Below are 19,288 nucleotides of genomic sequence, written 5' to 3'. Positions count from 1 at the left end.
GCGCGGTTCAGGTTTGTGCTAATCCAAGCTTGATGGCTTTTGCGATAAGAGCAGCTGTGTTCTTGACATTCAGCTTGAGCAAAAGATTGTTACGGTGGTGATCTATGGTCCGCTTGCTCAGGAAAAGGCTTTCCGCTATTTCCTTGCTGGTCAGGTTGCTGGCGATCAGCTGCAGCACTTCCTGCTCTCTTTTGGTGAGCAGCAGCTGGGGATTGCGCTGTACGCCGTCTGTCAACGATGCTTGCAGCACCAGCTCTCTCAGTCCTCCTTCCATGAACCGTTCGCCGTTGTATACCTTCTGTATCGCTTCAACGATCACCTCTTCCGGCGCTGTTTTCAGCACATAGCCCCTGGCGCCCGCCTTGAACATTGACCGGATGTAATACACATTATCCAGGTTGGTGAGCGCAATAACACCGATAGCAGGATGGTCTCTCGATATAAGCCTGGCAAGGGTTTCTCCTGAATGATCGGGTAAGTGGATATCGAGCAGGAGGATATCGGGCTGCTGCTCCTTCAGGCCCTCGAGAAGGCTGCGGCCATCGGCATAGGTTGCCGTAAGCTGTATATTGTCAAGGTACTGGAACATATTATACAGGCCTTTGCGGATCAGCGGATGGTCGTCTACTATGGCTACTCGGATCGGATTCATCGTCTTGTTTTTGGATCAGGGCTATTGCAGCCTGCTTCTGGTATTTCAAGCTCTATATAGACAGAGGCGCCTTTACCGGGCTGGCTGTCGATGGAAAAGGAACCATTAAGATACTTCACACGCTCGGCCATGCTCTTCAGTCCAAGTCCTTTATCCGTCACAGCTTCAGGATCGAAGCCAACGCCGTCATCTTCTATGGTGATGCTCATTACCGGCTGCTGAAACATAAGCTGTACCAGCACCGAGACCGCGTGCGCATGTTTGACCACGTTATGCACCAGCTCCTGCACCATGCGATAAATAGCGATCTTATAGCTGTCGGGCAGCAAAGCAAAATCGCCGTAGCATTGCAGATCGAAATGCAGGCTCTTGTTCTGTCGGATATAATTGCAAAAGATGCTGATAGCCTCCTCCATATTACGCTGCAGCAGTACGGAGGGCATCATGTTATGCGCCGTTTTGCGAAGTTCGCTGCCCACTTCGGTAAAGATACGGCTGGTGCTCAGGTACACTTCCGAATCTTTAAGGTATATATGTTCTTTTTCCAGGGCACGTATATTCAGCTGTGCAGCCGAGACCAGTCCGCCGATCCCGTCGTGCAACTCTCTTGCAATGCGCGCACGTTCCCGCTCTTCCACTTCAGTCTCTGCCTTCAGCCTTTCTATCTCCTTTTGCTGGGCCATATTGTCCATCTGGTGTTTCAGCAATTTTTGCCGGGAGCGGTATCCTTTAACGATCAGCAACAGCAGCAGAAAAGCGATAATAATGGCGCCAACAACGATCGCGATCCATCTGTTCTTGCGCTCCAGGTCTTTTTGCTGCCGCTCGATCTGTACCGTTTTGCGCAGCAAATCCTTGTCCTTCTCTGCCGTACGGAAGCGGACTTCTTCCTGGTTGACATGCCTAATGATCTCATCGCCGCTTAAAGAATTGTTGAGATCTATATAAGCCTGCGCATTTTCATAAGCCTTGCGGTAATCTCCCCTGCTGCCATAAAGCCTGGCCAGGTAATAGCGCGCCGCTCTTACATTACCCGCCTGCTGCTGCCTTTCCGCTTCGCGGTATTGTTCCAGCAAAATCTTTTCCGCCCGTTTGTAATCTTTCAGCAAAAGATAAGCATGTCCCAGTGCCGCCGTATTCAGGTTGCGATTATAGCCGGGCACGCCTGCATGGATGCTATCCGCAGCCAACAAGTAAGGCAGGGCCTCAGCCGGCCGGTTCTGTTCCAGGTAGGTGATGCCGGTATTGGTTAGAGCCAGGTGCTCGGTAAACGGCAGGCGGGCGGTCTGCGACAGCGCGAGCGAAAGGCCAAAATAATAGCGGCTGCTGTCCCATGCTTTACGGGTATTCCAGGCAAAGCCCTTATTGTTGTATACTTTGGCCAGCAGCAGATCATCCTTACGCTGTATAGCCGAATGTTCCGCCTTATCAAGGTAATCCCATACCCCTTCCGTATTGCGGCCGACCTGCGTCAGTATGCCCGCAAGGTTGTTGTAGACATAGTCCATATTAGCTCCCGGCGTAGCGGCTTCGGCCATAGCTATGCTTTTATAGAAATAGCGGATCGCATTCTCATAGTCGGATTTTACCGCGTAGCGCTTGCCCAGTCCTGCAACGGCATGGGGAATATACTGCCGGCCTTCAGGAGCCAGCAGCAGGTAAGCGATAGCTTCCCGCAAGGCCCGTTCGCCCTCCTCCACCCGGCCGCCCAGCGTCAGTATATTTCCTTCTTCCAGCAGGGCCCTTCCATTGACAAGCGCGGACAAGCGGCTCTCATTCCCTGCTCTGACTGTATGGAGTAGCTCCAGCGCCTGGTCCGGCGCCCTGGCGGCAAGGGCTACCGCCGAATCGATCTGCCGCATAGCCGAGGCGGCGCCTGCAGCCGAAGATATACCGCTACGCAGCAAGCCTGTTCTTTCCTGGGCATAGCTGCCGCAGGACAGGAGCAGAAATCCGGTAACGATAAACGGCAGCTTCCACATACTCTCTAAAAATAACAAATTCGCCTCTATAGCCCATAGCGATCCGGTGAAATTGGGTATAAATACCCAATTTCAGAATGGGTATTTGTAACAATATATAGCATCGGTATTGAAAATAGCTTTGTTACTTCATTTTAAAACTTAACTGCGACTATGAAAAGATTTTACATTGCAGGGGCCATGCTACTACTGGTCCTGCTGGCCGAGCAGCTGAAAGCACAGTGTAGTTTTACACCTACCGTCACCCCCAACAATATGGTTCTTTGTGCAACGGACACCGATACTCTGTGGACACAGGTGTACGACAACTATCAATGGTACCGTGATGGCGCTCCTGTTGCCGGTGCAACGCAACAGTATCTCGTAGTGGACGGATCGATGGCAGGCTCCTACTTCAAAGTAAGCGCCACACAAGCTTCCTGTACCGAAATGTCCGACTCTGTGCTGGTGGACGGGTGGATGTACCTGCCGCCTTTCGCAGTGCACGACGGCAACTACCAGATCAATCCCAACGACGGCAGCTCCCTGCTGTGCGAAGGACGTGATACCATGCTCATGCATTTTTCTTATCCCATTTCGGTACAGTGGTATAAAGACGGATCGCCTATACCCGGCGCCAACAGCCCCGACTTCTACATCTACGAGCCGGGCAGCTATTCTGTTAGTGGTGCGCCCGCTATTTGTCCCACACAGATCGCCTTCCTGGGTGTAACGATCGACGTGGCTTTTATCAGAGCGCATATCATTCCCGAAAACCCGATCCTTTGCCCTGGTGCGCTGGACACGCTTAGCGTCGATTCGGGCAGTAATTTCGAATGGTACAAAGACGGCGTTATGATACCCGGCGCCACCGCACAGGAACTGCCCGTATCGCAAGTTGCCGATGCCGGCAGCTGGTTCCATGTTACGGCCACAGTAATGGGCTGTAATACGCGTTCAGACAGTGTGCTGGTCGACAGCTGGGTATTTGCACCGATAAGCGTATCCAGCTCGGGCAATTTCACTACAGGCGAAAATGGTGAGGCCATTCTCTGCACCGGCGATACTCTCTTCCTTGAAGTGCTTTCGCCTTATACGGAATCGGTGCAGTGGTTCCGCAACGGCACAGCTATACCTGGCGCCAACAGCTCTACTTTTACGGCACTTATACCGGGCGAATATACCGTAGAGGCAGCGCCCATGCAGTGTCCCGACTTCCTCCAGAACAATTTCGGATTGCCGCTTACGGTGGCGTTCCGTCCGCAGCCCGATCAGCCCGTGATCGTACAGACTGGCAGCCAGCTTTCGGTAAGCCCGTCAGTACCTACAGTTACTTATCAATGGTATAAAGACGGCGAGTTGGTTCCCGGCGCCACCGGCGCCACTTACGATCCCGCAGGGGTTACCGGCAGCTATACGGTGAAGGCTACCGACGGTTCGGGATGCAGTAACCTGTCCGCAGCGTTCAACTATAATACGACGGCCATTCACGACCCGAACGGTATCGCTTCGCACATACAGGTATATCCCAACCCGGCAAAGGAAACCGTATTCATCCAGTCCCCTGTTAAGCTCAGCCTGCTGCTGCTTGGCGCCGATGGTGCTAAAGTAATGGAGCAACGTAGCGGATCATCGCTCGATATCAGCCGATTGCCCGCAGGCTTGTATATTCTTGAGCTCCGCGATAAGGACAACAATTTTATCAAGGCGGAAAAGCTGATCAAGCTCGATTAACCGCAACCAATAAGTCAGACAATGACCGGATGCCGCCTCCATACAGGGCGGCTTTCCTGTTTGGGCAGGTCTGTTTTTAAAGAACAGCCTGTAGGGGTATCCTTTCTTATCGGTGTCCTATTCGAAAGCACCTTTTATGACACGCAATTTTTTCAGCAGCTTAATTCTTTGGATCCTTTGCAGCTTCCTCGTTTTCTTTTGTTTTATCGTCGCTGCATCGGCCCAGGGTACTAAAGCCCGTCCTGCCCACGTCGGCTTTATCTACCCCTTAAGCACCAACGGCACCGAAGCGCCACAACTGACCAACAACTTCTCTATGCATGTACTGGCGGGCGTTTCCTGGCAGGAGAATGCCTTTTGCCTCTCCGGCATCAGCTCCGTTGTCAAGCATGAAGCCCACGGGGTAATGATCTCCGGCATCCTTAACCACGTACAGCACAAAGCCCGCGGTGCACAGATGGCAGGTGTCCTTAACTATATCAAAGGAAATGCAGAAGGAGCACAGCTAGCAGGCCTGGCGAATATCAGCGGCAGCGCCGACGGCGCGCAGCTGGCCGGCCTGGCCAACATTACGAAGGACGCCCGCGGACTGCAGATGGCGGGCTTCGCCAACAAGGCCGGCAACAGTGATGCACAGGTAGCCGGCTTCGGCAACATCGCCAGGAACAGCGATGCCGTGCAGGTGGCCGGTTTTATCAATGTAGCGAAAGATGCGCATACACAAGTAGCCGGCTTCATTAATGTGGCAAAGAAAGTAAGCGGCGTACAGGTGGCCGGCTTCATCAACATTGCCGAGGAAAGCAATTATCCTATCGGCCTGGTCAACATTATCAAAAACGGGGAGAAGCAGATCGGCGTATCCATTGACGAAAGCGCCAGCACAATGGTCACTTTCCGATCGGGCGGTAAGGTCTTGTACGGCATTCTTGGCGCGGGCTACAACTTCAAGGATGAAGAAGCCCGTTATGTGCTCGAAGGCGGCCTTGGCGCGCATATCGCCATCAGCAAATCCTTCCGCATCAATCTTGAAACCGTTACTATGGCCATGAGCGATCTGCAGCACGATGTGTATATGAAGTCGGCCCTTCGTATATTGGCCGCTTATAAAATAGCCAACCGCCTGGAGTTTTTTGCCGGCCCCAGCTTCAATCACCTCAACTACGAAAGAGGACAGACGGATATCCGCGACGACCATTATTTATGGAAGAATAGGGGTAAAAACCATATCAATGGTCTTTACTTCGGAGCCATCGCCGGTGTACAATTCAACCTGTGACGGCATACCCCTTTATCAATTTATTAACCTAATGAATCCCTGCCGTTCGTCGTCTATATACAATGAAATGGCAGAATACTAAGAAAAATCACGTTTAACAGCGCAACTATTCAATCATCTTAGCCATATGAAAAAGTTAAGTATTCTACTCATTTTCAGCTTATTGATGCTTGCCCTCCTTCCCTCCTGCCGCAAGGTCGACGGAAAAGGGCCGGTAGTATCGGAGACACGGAACATTTCCGGTTTCAGTGAGATCAAATCCGATTTTACCGGCGACGTGTATGTAAGCCAGGGCAATACTTACAACATACGTATCGAAGCGCAACAAAATATTATTGACGTCCTGGAGACAGTGCTCAATGACGGAATCATGACCGTACGGGTCAAAAGCAACACCGTCATCCGTCCCGATTCCCGGGTAAGGGTATATGTGACAGCACCGAGCATAACCGGCTTAAGGGTAAGCGGCTCCGGCAGCATGACGGTCCAGGAGCCCATGAATACTGCTAACTTATATATCAGGGTAAATGGTTCGGGAGACGTCAATATAACCAAACTGACTGCGGGCAGCCTGGATGCCGACATTAGCGGCAGCGGGGAGATCAATATCTTCAACGGTACTGCCGATTTTGAAGATATCGACATCACCGGTAGCGGTTCAGCCGATTGTTCCGGGCTGGCGGCCAATAGTGCGGATGTCAGGATATCCGGATCGGGCGATGCCAGGGTATATGCCCTGAATCACCTGAAGGTGCGGATAAGCGGCAGCGGCAATGTCTATTACAGGGGACTTCCGGCTATAGACGTGAGCATCAGCGGCTCGGGTAAGCTGCGGCCGATGTAGACAATACAAACGTTAAAATCAAGAAGAATATGCCCGGCGCGGAAATAATTCAACAGACAGGCCGTTAATGGATAAACAGACAGGTAGCGCGGGCATATTTTTCCTTTAATTATCTCTTTATGCAACAATGTTGGTTCCTTACTGAATTGATCTATCGTATCCACGACAAAAATTGTCCAACCGTACACCAATTTGATAAACAAATGCGCCTGATCAAAGCCGATTCCGCCCGCGAAGCCTACCAGGCCGCGCTTGTAATGGCCTCTCACGAACTCGATAAGCGCAATACAGCGGACAATCAGGAGCTGACCTGGGAGTTTGCGGGCATCGGTATCCTGCAAACGATCGACAAACCTGAAGAAAGCGTAGACAATATGGAGTTACATTATACTATAGACACGGCAGGCGCGGCAAGAGAGTACATGCACTCGCTGCGTACCCGCCATGCCAGCCTGCAGATGCAGATCGCCCTTACGGCCTGACCTTACTTGTTTTCCGTGCAGCCTGAGCCCCTCGCGGGAGACATTTCTTTTCGCAGCTGTCCAATCTCATGGACAGCTTTTTTATTGTTCCTAACAGAGCGCAGCTACCCCGCCCGACTTGTCCCCGGATGCCATGTTCATTTTATTTCCTAAGTTCGCGCCTGAATTTACGGCAAAACCTGTCTTCAGGGCCGGCTCACTCTCATTGCTTATGCAAACGCTCGCTCACGTTTCCCTGCTTTCCTGCAATACTTTCGGCATGGAAGCCTACGCTGCACACTACTCCGAATTGCACCGGGAAGAAGAACTGCTCTCGCTGAAAGACAATCCTGCCTATAGCTCCGGGCTTTTTATACTGGGTGGCGGCAGCAATATCCTGCTGACGGCCGATGTACCGCAATGGATCCTGCACAATAAGATCGGAGGCATTGAAAGGATAAAAGAAGATGACAGCCATGTATGGATCAGGGCGGGCGCAGGGGAGGTATGGCACCGCTTTGTGCTGTATTGCGTGGAGCAGGGCTATGCCGGGGTAGAGAACTTATCGTTGATACCCGGGACCGTTGGCGCCGCGCCCATACAAAACATCGGCGCTTATGGCGTAGAGGTGAAGGATGTGCTGGAGCAGGTACGCTTCTTTGACCTGGAGCAGCAGGCCTTCCGCAGCTTTACGCAGGCAGAGTGCCGTTTCGGCTACCGTGACAGTATTTTCAAAGGCGCCATGAAAGGTAAGGCAGTAATCACTTCCGTAACTTTCAGGCTGGACAAAGTGCCTGTATTCCACACCAGCTACGGTAATATCCGGCAAGAGCTTGAGGCGATGGGCATAACAGAGCTATCAATAAAGCATATCTCGGATGCCGTGATCCGTATCCGCAGCGCCAAGCTTCCCGATCCCAAAAAGATCGGCAATGCGGGCAGCTTCTTTAAGAACCCCGAAGTGCCCGACGCCGTCTACTTATCGCTCAAAGAGCAATATGCTTCGCTTCCGGGCTATCCCCTGGATAACGGAAAGACCAAGATACCTGCGGGCTGGCTGATCGAGCAATGTGGCTGGAAAGGCTACCGGGAGGGCGACTACGGTGTGCACAAAGATCAGGCCCTGGTGCTGGTGAATTACGGGAAAGCCAGCGGCGCCGATATTGCAGCGCTTTCAGTAAGGATAATGGACTCCGTAAAGCAACGTTTCGGCATACAGCTGGAAAGAGAAGTACAAATTATTCAGCCCGCATAATAATTCCGTCCCGGCAACGTTCATTCCGCGGAATGCGCGCCGGACCGATCGTTGCGCCTGTCAAGCATTTGCAGCAAGCCCCGGCCGGCTACCTGGATATCGGTAGCATTCCACTAAAATCAATGAATTTATAAAGCGAAAATATTCCATAGGGGTATCTTTCATTACCGTTGTCTTACATTTCAGAACGCAAATCGTATTCCTGATTTTTAAATTTTCTCATGAAAAACTATTGTTTCATTCTGCTCCTTACCTGCAGCGCTTTCATGGCATCAGCACAAAAGAAAGTTACCGTAGGCGGTGTAGTCAAATCCAAATCCAACGGCGAAACGGTGATCGGAGCATCCATAAAGGTAGATTCCGTAGCCGGTACCCTCAGCAACGAGTACGGATTTTATTCGCTGACGCTTCCTGAAGGCGAGCACACCATCGAGATCACCTCGGTAGGCATGCAGCCCCAGTACTTCGATGTGGCGCTTCATCGCGATACCACAATGAACCTTACACTTGATGATGAAAGCCACGATCTCAAAGAGGTGACCATTACCGAGAGCACCGGTGGCCGCAGCCTCAGCAGCGCACAGACCAGCGTCGAAAAGCTCACTATGAAAGAAATCTCCAACATCCCCGTGCTGTTCGGCGAAAGGGATGTGCTGAAAGCCATACAGCTGCTGCCCGGTATCAAATCGGCCGGCGACGGCAACAGCGGGATGTTTGTACGCGGCGGCGCAGCCGATCAGAACCTGATCCTGCTCGACGAAGCGCCGGTATACAACGCTTCACACCTGCTGGGCTTCTTTTCTACCTTCAACTCCGATGCGGTAAAAGACATTACCGTATATAAAGGGGGAATGCCTGCACAGTATGGCGGCCGTTTGTCTTCAGTGCTCGATATCAAAATGAACGATGGTAACAACCAGGACTTTAATGTGAGCGGCGGTGTAGGCCTTATCTCTGCCAAGCTGAACGTAGAGGGTCCTATACAGAAAGATAAATCTTCTTTCCTCATTACCGGCCGCCGTACTTATGCCGATATGTTTCTCAAACTTTCGGATAAGTACAAAGACAACTCTCTTTACTTCTACGACCTGAATGCCAAAGTAAATTATATACTGGGTGAAAAAGACAGGCTGTACCTGTCCGGCTATTTCGGAAAAGATAAGCTGGGCGCCAGCCTGGGCGACGGCCAGGGTTTCGGCATGGACTGGGGCAATGCAACAGCGACCTTAAGGTGGAACCACATCTTCAGCAGCAAGCTGTTCTCCAATACCTCTTTTGTCTTCAGCAATTATAACTATAAGATATCGATCAAGACCGGCGCTTACGATTTCCGGATCTTCTCACAGATCCAGGACTTCAACTTCAAGGAAGAGCTGCAATGGTATGCCGGCGACCGCAATACGCTGCGCATCGGTATCAACAGCATTTACCACACCATCCGTCCCGGCGAGGTAACCTCCGGCGACGAAAGCACGATAAGCTCCACAGCGCTGCAGAAACGCTACTCCTGGGAGAATGCTGCCTATGTGACCAACAACTGGAAAGCGCTGGACAACCTGAACATCACTTACGGCCTGCGCCTGTCGGCCTTCACCATCCTCGGCAAAGGAGACTTCTACGACCTTGCGCCCGATGGCACCGTGGCTGATACTACGCACTATAACAGCGGGCAGGTGGTGAAAACTTACATGAACCTGGAACCCCGCATCGCCGCCAGCTGGCAGTTCAACAAGAACTCATCGGTTAAGGCTTCTTATGTGCGCAATGCGCAGAACCTGCACCTGATCTCCAACTCCACTGCTGCAAGCCCTACCGACAAATGGCTGGCGAGCACCAATATCATCAAGCCCGAGATCTCCGACCAGGTATCGCTGGGCTACTACCGCAACCTGGCGGATAACAAATATGAGCTGACCGTTGAAGCCTATTACAAGACCATGCAGAACCAGGTGGATTATCGCGATGGCGCCAATGTGTACTCATCCAACAATGCCATCGAATCCGAGCTGCTGTTCGGCAAAGGCAGATCTTACGGTCTTGAAGTATTGCTGAAGAAAAAAGTAGGCCGCCTCTCCGGCTGGCTGAGCTATACCTTGTCCAAAACAGAACGCCAGATCGACGGCATCAACAACGGCGAATGGTATAACGCCCGCCAGGACAGGACCCATGATATCGCGCTGGTGGCTACCTACCAGCTGAACAAGAAATGGACCCTGAGCGCTAACTGGGTGTACTACACAGGCGATGCCATCACCTTCCCTGCCGGCAAATACCAGGTAGACGGCCAGACCGTATACTACTATACGCAACGTAATGCTTACCGCATGCCTGACTACCACAGGCTCGACTTAGGCGCCACCTGCAAGCTGAAGGAAACCAAAAAATGGAGCCATGAGCTGGCCTTCAGCCTGTACAATGCCTACGGCCGCGAAAACGCTTACACTATCTACTTCCGTGACAACAAGGATGATGCCAGCAAGACTGAGGCCGTTAAGGTGGCCCTGTTCAAATTCATCCCTTCTATTTCCTATAACTTTAAATTCTGATCCCGCTCATGCTCTCCTGTAAAATAAAACATATCAACCGCCTGGGCATTGTTGCCGCCGGACTGCTCCTGCTGACCGGCCTGAGCTCCTGCGAAAAAGTAATCGACGTAAAGCTGAACGAGGCTGATAAAAAGATCGTCGTCGACGCTGTATTGACCGACCAGGAAGGCGGTTGTATGGTGAAGCTGTCCAAGACCAAAAAGTTTGAGGAAGACAACAGCTTTAACGGCCTTGCCGGTGCTGCCGTAAGCATAAGGGACGAGAACGGCGCCGTAACCCAGCTTACGGAATCCCAGGCCGGTGTATATAAGCACGCGACATTGAAAGGAATGCCGGGAAAAACCTATGAGCTGACGATAAGCGTGGAGGGACAAACCATCAAAGGCAGCTCCACCATGCCGGAGCCGGTGCACCTGGACAGCGTTTATATCAAAAAGCAGAAGTTCTTTGATGAAGACGAGATCTTTGCCAATGTCATGTTCGTCGATCCCGGTGGCATCAAAAATTACTACCGCGTGGTGCAGTTCATCAATGGTGTGAAATCCAATGTGAACTTCCTGCTGGACGATGATCTGAGCGATGGCAAGCAGTTTAACTCCACGCTTTACTTCTTGCCCGATGACGACAAGAAAAAGATCAAGCCCGGCGATGTCGTTACCATCGAGATGCAGGGCATCGATGCTGCAGTGTACAAATACTGGTTCAGCCTGGATCAAAGCGCCAGCGGCTCCTCTTCTTCCGCCGCGCCTTCTAATCCTGTAAGCAACCTGTCGGGCGGTGTCCTCGGCTACTTCAGCGCGCAGGTGGTGCAGCGCCAGACCGTTACGGCGCCTTAATGAATTTGTTTTTGTTTGTTTGTTATAGAAATGCCGCGTCACGTCTGTGACGCGGTTATTTTTTCCGCGTGGGCATGACAAAGAAATCAATACAACATGGCGGAATCGCCCGGTCCTGCATCAACAGCAATGGCCGCGAAATGATCGCGGCCATTGCTTGTATTTCTTAAAGCATTTTATCAGCGGTTGTAACCCAGCTCGGTTTTCAGCTGCTGCGGCAGCTCCGGCAGTTCGTGCCGTGGCAACAGGAAGGAGGTCAGCTCAGCAATCTCTTTGAAGATGGCATGACTGTCGGCAGCGGCTTTAAGATAACCGGCGCCAGTGCTGCCGCCGGTACCTACGCGCTTGCCTATCGTGCGCTGCACCATATGGATATGGCGATGACGCCACAACGACAGCAGCTCATCGATCTCAAGCAAGGTGCTCAACAGCTCATAAGGCAGCTGCAGCAAAGGGTAATCGCGGTACAGCATAATGAAGAAAGCGCTACGACTGGCCAGGCTGCTAAGCCGACGGTCGGCAGGATATTCCGCTTCATTCATAAAGATGCGGTCGAAAGTTTCCAGGTTTTGTTGTTCCATGGGAGAAAGGCCCCCGGCGTAGATCTTACGGTAAGCAGCCCAGAAAGGATGCGTTCCGCCCTGCTGCTCCCAGTAGGCCGTTTCCCTGCTGAAAGGCATACGCTCCAGCCAGCGGTTCAGCAGCACCAGCAGCGACTCCTCCGCTTCGGCCTGCTTTACCCTGTCGATATCTTTCTCATTCAATTGCGAGAGGTAATATTCCTGTCCGAACCGTTGCTCGTAGCTCAGGCCCAGCGCCGCTTCGATCATTTTGAACTGGATGCTCTGGAAGCCTGAAGCGGGGCGTAGCAGGTCCCTGAAGTCGAGAAAGTCCAGCGGCGTCATGGTCTCGATCACGCTGATCTGGTCTACCAGCACCTGCAGGATACTGCAGATACGTTTTAGCCGGTGTACGGAATTATAAATATCGGGCGAATTGTCCGGCACATTGGGCTGGCGAAAAACATTACGCACGATATCCAGCTCATGCAGCACCTGCTTGAACCAGAGCTCATAGGTCTGGTGGATGATAACAAACAGCATTTCATCATCGGCCCTGATGCCTTCCTTCGCGCTTTCGGGCTGCTGCGCATTCAGTATTTTGTCGAGCTGCAGATATTCACTGTAATAAACAGGCGGTCTTTGTTTTTTTTCCATATCGAATAATAATATGCAGCGCCGGGCGCTGCTTTGTTTCTATTTACTGGGCGTATTTTTTCTTCCGTACAAAAGAGAAGACGGCGCCGAAAATAAGAATGGCGGCAAGCGGTATGCCGATATTGATGAACTGCCATTTTCCTCTCTCCCGGGCTACAAGCTTGGGGTCCAGGATGCGCGTGTCGAAGCTCTTGGACCGCGCTGCCAGCAGGTTGTCATCGTCATTCATATACTCCATCCCATTCAGCAGGAAGCTTTTATTATCATACTTGATAGCGGGATCGAAGCGGTAAACACCCATATCGGCAGGTCCGTTTGCGTCCGAATATTCATTGGCCAGCATGTCGGCATCGCCTGTCACGATCATTTTACCGGCCCGCACAGCTTTCGTCTTCACCGTAAGCTTCAGGGAATCGATCAGGTTGGCCACGGGTATCGGCCGTCTTTCTGCATAAGCCGAGCTGAAGCTGCCTTCGAGCAATACAGCCGCCATGAGGTTGGCTTTGGGAAAGGCTGCAGGGTTAGGCGGCTCTATCGCTGATTGCAGGATAACGGGCAAGGGCGCAGCTTCGGTCCTGGCGTATTTGCCGGAGGTCAGCAAAGGCGTTTTCCGGATAGCAGGATCATTGGTATTGGTATCAATGCTGGAAACAAAGCGACCCAGCACACCGTTCAGGTGCTTCACCACAGGATGCTCGCTGCCCGCATTCAGTACCGGAAAATAGATCCAGGGCAACATGGTCGCTTCAGCATCGGGACCGGATTGTACCGGGATATAAGCATAGCTCACCGCATCCTCGATCATATTGGCATTGATCCGGACACCATAATGGAACAGCAGGTCGGCGAGGTTCAGGTCCAGGGGCATAGCGTTGAAATGCCCGTTCTGCAAGCTATCCACCGTCCCGGTTACCATGTTGATGCTCCAGAATACGTTGCCGCCGTTCATCACATACTGGTCGATCTTGAATTTATCCTGATCATTGAAAGGTATTGTAGGCCTGTTGATCAGTATGGTCTTATAACGGGTGGGAATAGCTGCTTCTCCTCCCAGATTGAACGTATCTACCTGGTAAAACTGCTGCAGGGTTGCCAGCGCCGTTCCGATATGAGGATCGAATTGTTCGCCGTTGCCCATAAGATAAGCGACAGCCGGCCGTTCTTTCCGGGTCAGCTGGTGAATACCGTTAGCCAGGTTGTATTCCAGGAGCATTTCCGATTTCAAAAGGATCTTTTTATTAAAGATCATCGAATTGACTTCCTGCAGGAATACGGGATAGCCGATGATCCGTCCGCTGTCGCCGGGCGTGGTCGCCAGCGCCCAGGGAAAGATCATTTTCTGCGTCATGCCCTTTTTTCCCGAGCTGATATTGACCGGTATGCCCTGCATGCGGTATTGCTTCAGCACGTTGATCGCAGTGCTGTCGCTGCCGAGGGGATCGATCACGCGGAAGGTCACCTTGTTGTCGCTGATATCGCGAAAGTGCCGCAGCATTTCACGGGTGCTGTTCGACAGCTGCTGGAAGGCTGCCGGCATATCGTCGCCATCCAGGAATACCAGCACCTCAATTTTCCGGTCCAGGTGCTTCAGCATATTGCGCGTGGCATCGGTAATCGTATATCGCTTGTCCCCGGTAAGGTCGGCCTGGGCATGAAAAAACCAGGCGGCGATATTAGCGGCCACAAGTATTGCGATGACCGCTATAAGCCTCCTGGCAGATTGTTTACGGGAATTCTTTACTGTCGGTAAGGTATCAGCCATTTTTACGGTTCAATGACTGCAAAAATATTGAAACGTAAGGGTAAATGCTAATTTTTACTTCGCTGCCAGAAAGCGGACAAGCGCGGCCTGCAGGTCAGGATGAAGGGGCAGGTTGGGCTGGGTATAGCTTACACCATTACCGGCGGCATCAGGTGGCGCCAGCTTTAGCACATGATTCATCCCTTCCACCACCAGCAGCTCGGCCTGGGGCGCTCCCTTCTTCAGTCTTTCGGCATCGGCTACCGGGACCTGCAGATCGGTGGTGCCGCCTACGATCAGCATTGGTATCTTCAGCTTTGCGATCTCCTGCTGAGGCTCGTACTTCATCCAGGAGATAAGGTAGGGCTGCACTGAAGGGCGGAAAACGATCTGCAGGCTGGAAGGTACATTATTGGTGAGGTTGCCCTGCCTCAGTTCGTCCAGTATAGCATTGGCCTCAGGGTTGGCGATCTGCCTCCGGAGTACGTTGGCAATATTCTCACCGGCGCCGCAAAGAGAAACAAAAGCGTCCACCCTGGTCCGCTCCGCCGCCAGTATCCCGATCAGCGAGCCTTCGCTATGCCCGATGATAAACACCTTCTCGTAACCTTTCTGCCGTAGATAACGCACCAGCTGCACAGCATCCTGCACATAGCTGTCAAAGCTGAGCTTCGATTCATCCTGGTCGAAGCCGGTGCTCTCCCCAATGAGGCGCTTGTCGAAGCGCAGGCAGGCAATCCCGCTTGCAGCAAGGGATTCGGATATCATTTTGTAGGCGTTGGTATTCAGCGTAGGACCACCATTCCCGTTACGGTCGGTAGCGCCGCTGCCTGCCAGGATAAGCGCCACAGCCGGGTGTTCGCTCGTTTGATCCGGCAGCATGAGATTACCTTTCAGCATGCCGCCCGCAACCGGTATTGTTTGCGGCTCATCCCTGAAGCGCGAAGAAGGCACTTCTGTTTTTTCCCGGTGTTCTGCCGGCGCAGGCGCCAGCACAAAACCCAGCAGCTGGTGCTGCTCGTTGAAATTACAGGCAAAGCCTTGCGTGCTGTTGGCAAAGCTGACACCCATGGTAATGGAAACAGCATTCTGATCCACGCCCTCCGGGATATAATAGGATTTATAATCGCCGAACATACCGGTAATCTGCTTCCAGCCACTGGCCAGCACCTCCGTGGTTACGGTCGGCATTGAGGGGTCAAATAGCTTTACCGCTTCATCGTAGCGTTCCTGGCTCAGGGCTTTCACGAATTGTCCCGCCACTTCGGCATTGGTCGGCTGGGCCTGGGTCTTGCAGGAAAAAAAGAATAAGGCTACCGCCAGGAAATAGGAAAGTTGTTTCATAGTTTATCGATCGGTTTTAAGAAGAAGACTCAGCTGGCAGCAGCTTTTAGCCGGCGCCATACCACATAGGAATAGATAAAGGGAATAATAGCCATTCCCAGCACCAGTGGCAGGAAGACCCGGTCTATGGGAAACGAGGCCGGCGCAACAAAAGCCAGCAACAGGATCAACAGACCGCCAAATACCCATAACCGTCCACCGAACTGATGCGTCTTTTTCCATACATGCTCATTTTCCAGCGCCCAGGGCGAACGGATACCGATAAAATAATTGGGTTTAAGCGAAGGAAAGAAATTGCCGAGTACGGCAAAGAACAGGCCCAGGAGGGCAAACATGAATTTGTCCAGGTGTTCCATGCTCTGGTTTTTCATCACATACAATAAGAAACAGGATAGTCCTGTCATGAATAAAACAAGAATGAAGCGGATGTGTTCGAATTTACCGGTATTGCGACGCAGCTTTTGTTTGGGATCGATCAGCGGCAACAGCAGCATCAGCAGGTAGAAGAAAAGAGACAATCCGGCCGGGATAAGCCACAGGCTGCCCTTCGCGCTCCAGTCATCCGCTTTACCTTTGACGTTGAAATGGGTCGGAACGATATCAGGCAGGCTGCTGTAGATCAGCGCCAGGTAGGTGTAAGGAACAAGGGCAAGCAACAGGTAGAACAGTTCCCTGGCGATATTTTTTTTCATAGTCAGGTATTAGAAGGTTGAATAGATCCGGGCGGCAGCGTAGCAATGACAGCGGCGAGCTCATCGGGTTGCTGTGTACCGATCAGCAGCTTGCCGCCCTTAGCGAGCACCAGCTGCAGCCCCTGGTCGCCGGCGATATTCAACGCCCGGTTACTGACAGGGCCGCGGATACCCCAACCGCCGTATTCTTTTAAGGGCCTGTATTGCCGGATAAAGATCCGGCTGATGCTTTCCCAGGGATAGTGGCGGTAACGGATCTGGAAGGGATATAGACGAACATAAATACCGTTTATCCTGATTTCCGTATCCAACCGGACAATGAGAAACAGCAGCAGCAAAGCCAATGAAGGCAGGCTTACCAGCACCGGCACATAGTAAGGCGTATCGCTGTCGCACTGTGTCCAAAGCACGATGAGCACAAAGACATTGATCAGGATCAGCATGGCCCAGAGCCACCATTGGCGGAATCGCTGTCTTTCACGGAAAAGAACATTCGGGTTCATCGGTTTAACCTTTTAAAGAAATAATCCATTCCAGCACTTCATCCAGAACGGTGGTATTGATGCTGTACATGATAAATTGCCCCTGCTTCTCCGAACTGACCAATCCCGCATGGCGCAGGATTTCCAGGTGATGGGAGATACTGGGCCTGGAGATATCGAACAGCCCGGCAATCTCACCCGCAGTAAGGTCCTTTTCCCTGAGATGTTTCAGAATATCCCTTCGTATCGGATCGTTCAGCGCTTTGAAGAGGCTATTCACCTGTTAATTTAGATATTTAGACAAATGTCTAAATATTTTTCCAAAAAACAAAGCCGGAACGCTTTAAAAGTGCTCCGGCAAATAGTGCAATCATGATGATGACTCCTGAAAGTCTTTATGCTTATAGTTTACAGCTTGTCGATGCGTACATAGGACATCCCTGCCGCGATAGCCGCCTGCACACCGGGCTCACCATCTTCAAACACCATACAGTGCTCCGGCGCCACATTCAGCGCCGCTGCAGCTTTCAGGAAAGGGTCGGGAAAAGGTTTGCCCTTAAGTGTTTCGCTTGCGCAAACGATCGTATCGATCAGCCCGGCGATACCCAATATATTCAGGGTCCTTTCCACCGTTGCCCGGCGGCCGCCCGAAACAACGCCGATCTTCACGCGGCCGGCATGCTGCTTCAGGTGATCAACCACATAAGATACCGGCTGTGTATGGGCAATGTATTCGTCGAAGAAGATGCGCCCCTTTCTCGAACCGAAAACATCGGGATCGAGGGCGACATTGTAGCGCCGGCCGATCTCGCTCACCACTTCAACAGTCGGCCATCCGGCCAGCTCGTCGATCACCGCCGGGTCCAGTGTAAATCCGAATTCAGCAGCTGTTTTGACATAGCTGTCTTTATGCGCCTGCATATTGTCGGCCAGCGTGCCGTCGCAATCGTATAAAAAGGCTTGGTAGTCGCCCCTGGTCAGTAGGTTGAGCTTATCCAGCTTATGCTCGTCAGTCATTTTTCTTCTTTTCTTGCTCCCGCTCCCATTCTTGCCGATGCTTCCTGAGAGGATGGTCCTTGGATTTATTAAAGATCTTGATCCCGTTTTCCCGGCCTGCACGCAAAGACCGCTGTTCCTCTTCTGGCAGCCGGTATTCTGTTACGCAGGCTTCGCTGCAGCAACCTTCATATTGCGCCGCGCATTCGGTGCATTGTATAAAGAGCAGGTGGCAGCCATCATTTTTGCAATTGGTATGTGTGTCGCAGGGCTTTCCGCATTGATGGCAATGTGCGATCACATCGTCGGTGATCCGTTCGCCCATCCGTTCATCGAACACAAAATTTTTACCGATGAACTTCATAGGCAGCTCCTGCTCCTTTGCTTTCCGGGCATATTCAATAATGCCACCTTCGATATGAAATACGTTTTCAAAACCATGATGCAGCATATAGGCGCTGGCTTTCTCACAGCGGATACCTCCTGTGCAATACATGACAATGTTTTTATCCTTCTTGTCTTTCAGCAAATCAAGCGCCATAGGCAGCTGCTCACGGAAGGTATCGGAAGGCACTTCTATGGCACCGTCAAAATGCCCGACTTCGTATTCGTAGTGATTACGCATATCGACAAACACCGTATCAGGATCGTCGATCATGCGGTTCACCTCAGCCGCTTTCAGGTATTGTCCTACATGTGCCGGGTTGAAGGTAGGATCCTCGATACCGTCGGCCACGATCTGCTGGCGCACTTTCATGCGCAATACCCAAAAGGATTTACCATCGTCTTCAACAGCAATATTGAGGCGGATATCATTGAGCTCGGCAGCCGAGGTGAATAAAGCCGTTTTAAACGCTTCAAAATGGCTCTCGGGCACGCTGGCCTGTGCATTGATCCCTTCGTGGGCAATGTAGATACGGCCAAATACTTTCAGGGGTTCAAATCGGCGGTAAAGCTCATCCCGGAACGCCTGGGGTGCTGCGATGGAAAAATATTTGTAGAAGGAAACTGTAATACGCGGCTCCGTTTCGGCCAGCATACGGGCTTTCAGCTCCTCGTTGGAAATGCGGTTGTGTAACACTGGCATGGTGTACCTTCCTTTTCTTTTTTGAGGTTTGTAAAAAATGCGCCGCAAAGTTACGACAATAAAAAGAAACGACGTGAAGGGGCCTGCATATACTGGCTTCTCCCGTAGGTCCATGGGCATTGCTGTAAACGTCGTAGCGTTATAGCAGTATCACCGGATTACAG

General features: G+C 51.9%; 17 protein-coding genes. 7 read left to right on the top strand and 10 right to left on the bottom strand.

Annotated elements, in window-relative coordinates:
• Nucleotides 1–7: 7 nt before the first annotated feature.
• Complete coding sequence (locus DZC79_RS05765; protein ID WP_118950606.1) at nt 8–652, bottom strand: response regulator; 645 nt, start codon at nt 650–652, stop codon at nt 8–10.
• Nucleotides 649–2,634: an ATP-binding protein gene (locus DZC79_RS05760; RefSeq protein WP_118950605.1), complete on the bottom strand. Its 1,986-nt coding sequence runs from the start codon at nt 2,632–2,634 to the stop codon at nt 649–651. The genes DZC79_RS05765 and DZC79_RS05760 overlap by 4 nt, the downstream gene beginning before the upstream one ends.
• A 153-nt stretch (nt 2,635–2,787) precedes the next feature.
• Here DZC79_RS05760 and DZC79_RS05755 point away from each other — a divergent pair, with 153 nt between their 5' ends.
• The 7 genes from DZC79_RS05755 to DZC79_RS05725 all read left to right on the top strand — a co-directional run bounded on the left by DZC79_RS05755 (nt 2,788) and on the right by DZC79_RS05725 (nt 11,565).
• Nucleotides 2,788–4,347 (top strand): T9SS type A sorting domain-containing protein, encoded by a 1,560-nt coding sequence (locus tag DZC79_RS05755; protein ID WP_118950604.1) that lies wholly within the window; start codon nt 2,788–2,790, stop codon nt 4,345–4,347.
• Between the two features lie 136 nt (nt 4,348–4,483).
• Nucleotides 4,484–5,623, top strand: a complete 1,140-nt coding sequence (locus DZC79_RS05750) for a hypothetical protein (RefSeq protein ID WP_118950603.1) — start codon at nt 4,484–4,486, stop codon at nt 5,621–5,623.
• Between the two features lie 127 nt (nt 5,624–5,750).
• Nucleotides 5,751–6,467, top strand: coding sequence for a head GIN domain-containing protein (locus DZC79_RS05745; RefSeq protein WP_118950602.1), 717 nt, complete (start codon nt 5,751–5,753; stop codon nt 6,465–6,467).
• A gap of 119 nt (nt 6,468–6,586) precedes the next feature.
• Nucleotides 6,587–6,949, top strand: a complete 363-nt coding sequence (locus DZC79_RS05740; RefSeq protein WP_118950601.1) for a DUF4288 domain-containing protein — start codon at nt 6,587–6,589, stop codon at nt 6,947–6,949.
• A gap of 211 nt (nt 6,950–7,160) precedes the next feature.
• Nucleotides 7,161–8,183: a UDP-N-acetylmuramate dehydrogenase gene (gene murB, locus DZC79_RS05735; protein WP_118950600.1), complete on the top strand. Its 1,023-nt coding sequence runs from the start codon at nt 7,161–7,163 to the stop codon at nt 8,181–8,183.
• A gap of 221 nt (nt 8,184–8,404) precedes the next feature.
• Complete coding sequence (locus tag DZC79_RS05730; RefSeq protein WP_118950599.1) at nt 8,405–10,729, top strand: TonB-dependent receptor; 2,325 nt, start codon at nt 8,405–8,407, stop codon at nt 10,727–10,729.
• An 8-nt stretch (nt 10,730–10,737) separates the two neighbouring features.
• On the top strand, nt 10,738–11,565 hold the full coding sequence (locus DZC79_RS05725; protein WP_118950598.1) for a DUF4249 domain-containing protein: 828 nt from the start codon (nt 10,738–10,740) through the stop codon (nt 11,563–11,565).
• 179 nt (nt 11,566–11,744) lie between these two features.
• Here the strand turns inward: DZC79_RS05725 and DZC79_RS05720 are convergent, their stop codons facing one another.
• The 8 genes from DZC79_RS05720 to trhO form a co-directional block, all read right to left on the bottom strand.
• Nucleotides 11,745–12,782, bottom strand: a complete 1,038-nt coding sequence (locus DZC79_RS05720) for a tryptophan 2,3-dioxygenase family protein (RefSeq protein ID WP_118950597.1) — start codon at nt 12,780–12,782, stop codon at nt 11,745–11,747.
• Nucleotides 12,783–12,825: 43 nt separating this feature from the next.
• Entirely contained in the window at nt 12,826–14,544 is a 1,719-nt protein-coding gene (gene gldG / locus DZC79_RS05715) for a gliding motility-associated ABC transporter substrate-binding protein GldG (protein ID WP_118950596.1), read from the bottom strand.
• Between the two features lie 54 nt (nt 14,545–14,598).
• On the bottom strand, nt 14,599–15,867 hold the full coding sequence (locus DZC79_RS05710; RefSeq protein WP_118950595.1) for an alpha/beta fold hydrolase: 1,269 nt from the start codon (nt 15,865–15,867) through the stop codon (nt 14,599–14,601).
• Between the two features lie 29 nt (nt 15,868–15,896).
• The gene (locus tag DZC79_RS05705) at nt 15,897–16,559 is read right to left on the bottom strand and encodes an SdpI family protein (RefSeq protein WP_118950594.1); all 663 of its coding nucleotides are present in this window, start codon (nt 16,557–16,559) and stop codon (nt 15,897–15,899) included.
• A 2-nt stretch (nt 16,560–16,561) separates the two neighbouring features.
• The gene (locus DZC79_RS05700; protein ID WP_118950593.1) at nt 16,562–17,062 is read right to left on the bottom strand and encodes a hypothetical protein; all 501 of its coding nucleotides are present in this window, start codon (nt 17,060–17,062) and stop codon (nt 16,562–16,564) included.
• 4 nt (nt 17,063–17,066) lie between these two features.
• Nucleotides 17,067–17,321, bottom strand: a complete 255-nt coding sequence (locus DZC79_RS05695) for an autorepressor SdpR family transcription factor (protein WP_118950592.1) — start codon at nt 17,319–17,321, stop codon at nt 17,067–17,069.
• A gap of 128 nt (nt 17,322–17,449) precedes the next feature.
• On the bottom strand, nt 17,450–18,058 hold the full coding sequence (locus DZC79_RS05690) for an HAD family hydrolase (protein WP_118950591.1): 609 nt from the start codon (nt 18,056–18,058) through the stop codon (nt 17,450–17,452).
• Nucleotides 18,051–19,124 (bottom strand): oxygen-dependent tRNA uridine(34) hydroxylase TrhO, encoded by a 1,074-nt coding sequence (trhO, locus tag DZC79_RS05685; protein ID WP_118950590.1) that lies wholly within the window; start codon nt 19,122–19,124, stop codon nt 18,051–18,053. The genes DZC79_RS05690 and trhO overlap by 8 nt, the downstream gene beginning before the upstream one ends.
• Nucleotides 19,125–19,288 lie beyond the last annotated feature (164 nt).

Origin of the sequence: Taibaiella helva, from assembly GCF_003545695.1 — a bacterium.
GTDB classification, from domain to species: domain Bacteria; phylum Bacteroidota; class Bacteroidia; order Chitinophagales; family Chitinophagaceae; genus Taibaiella; species Taibaiella helva.
Note: the sequence above shows the minus strand (reverse complement) of the source record. Positions and strands in the feature narration are given on the sequence as shown.

Coding starts and splice junctions, on each gene's coding strand:
- DZC79_RS05745 (WP_118950602.1), top strand. CDS start 5,751: ATGAAAAAGTTAAGTATTCTACTCATTTTCAGCTTATTGATGCTTGCC.
- murB (WP_118950600.1), top strand. CDS start 7,161: ATGCAAACGCTCGCTCACGTTTCCCTGCTTTCCTGCAATACTTTCGGC.
- trhO (WP_118950590.1), bottom strand. CDS start 19,124: ATGCCAGTGTTACACAACCGCATTTCCAACGAGGAGCTGAAAGCCCGT.
- DZC79_RS05720 (WP_118950597.1), bottom strand. CDS start 12,782: ATGGAAAAAAAACAAAGACCGCCTGTTTATTACAGTGAATATCTGCAG.
- DZC79_RS05725 (WP_118950598.1), top strand. CDS start 10,738: ATGCTCTCCTGTAAAATAAAACATATCAACCGCCTGGGCATTGTTGCC.
- DZC79_RS05710 (WP_118950595.1), bottom strand. CDS start 15,867: ATGAAACAACTTTCCTATTTCCTGGCGGTAGCCTTATTCTTTTTTTCC.
- DZC79_RS05690 (WP_118950591.1), bottom strand. CDS start 18,058: ATGACTGACGAGCATAAGCTGGATAAGCTCAACCTACTGACCAGGGGC.
- DZC79_RS05705 (WP_118950594.1), bottom strand. CDS start 16,559: ATGAAAAAAAATATCGCCAGGGAACTGTTCTACCTGTTGCTTGCCCTT.
- DZC79_RS05730 (WP_118950599.1), top strand. CDS start 8,405: ATGAAAAACTATTGTTTCATTCTGCTCCTTACCTGCAGCGCTTTCATG.
- DZC79_RS05760 (WP_118950605.1), bottom strand. CDS start 2,634: ATGTGGAAGCTGCCGTTTATCGTTACCGGATTTCTGCTCCTGTCCTGC.
- gldG (WP_118950596.1), bottom strand. CDS start 14,544: ATGGCTGATACCTTACCGACAGTAAAGAATTCCCGTAAACAATCTGCC.
- DZC79_RS05765 (WP_118950606.1), bottom strand. CDS start 652: ATGAATCCGATCCGAGTAGCCATAGTAGACGACCATCCGCTGATCCGC.
- DZC79_RS05750 (WP_118950603.1), top strand. CDS start 4,484: ATGACACGCAATTTTTTCAGCAGCTTAATTCTTTGGATCCTTTGCAGC.
- DZC79_RS05740 (WP_118950601.1), top strand. CDS start 6,587: ATGCAACAATGTTGGTTCCTTACTGAATTGATCTATCGTATCCACGAC.
- DZC79_RS05755 (WP_118950604.1), top strand. CDS start 2,788: ATGAAAAGATTTTACATTGCAGGGGCCATGCTACTACTGGTCCTGCTG.
- DZC79_RS05700 (WP_118950593.1), bottom strand. CDS start 17,062: ATGAACCCGAATGTTCTTTTCCGTGAAAGACAGCGATTCCGCCAATGG.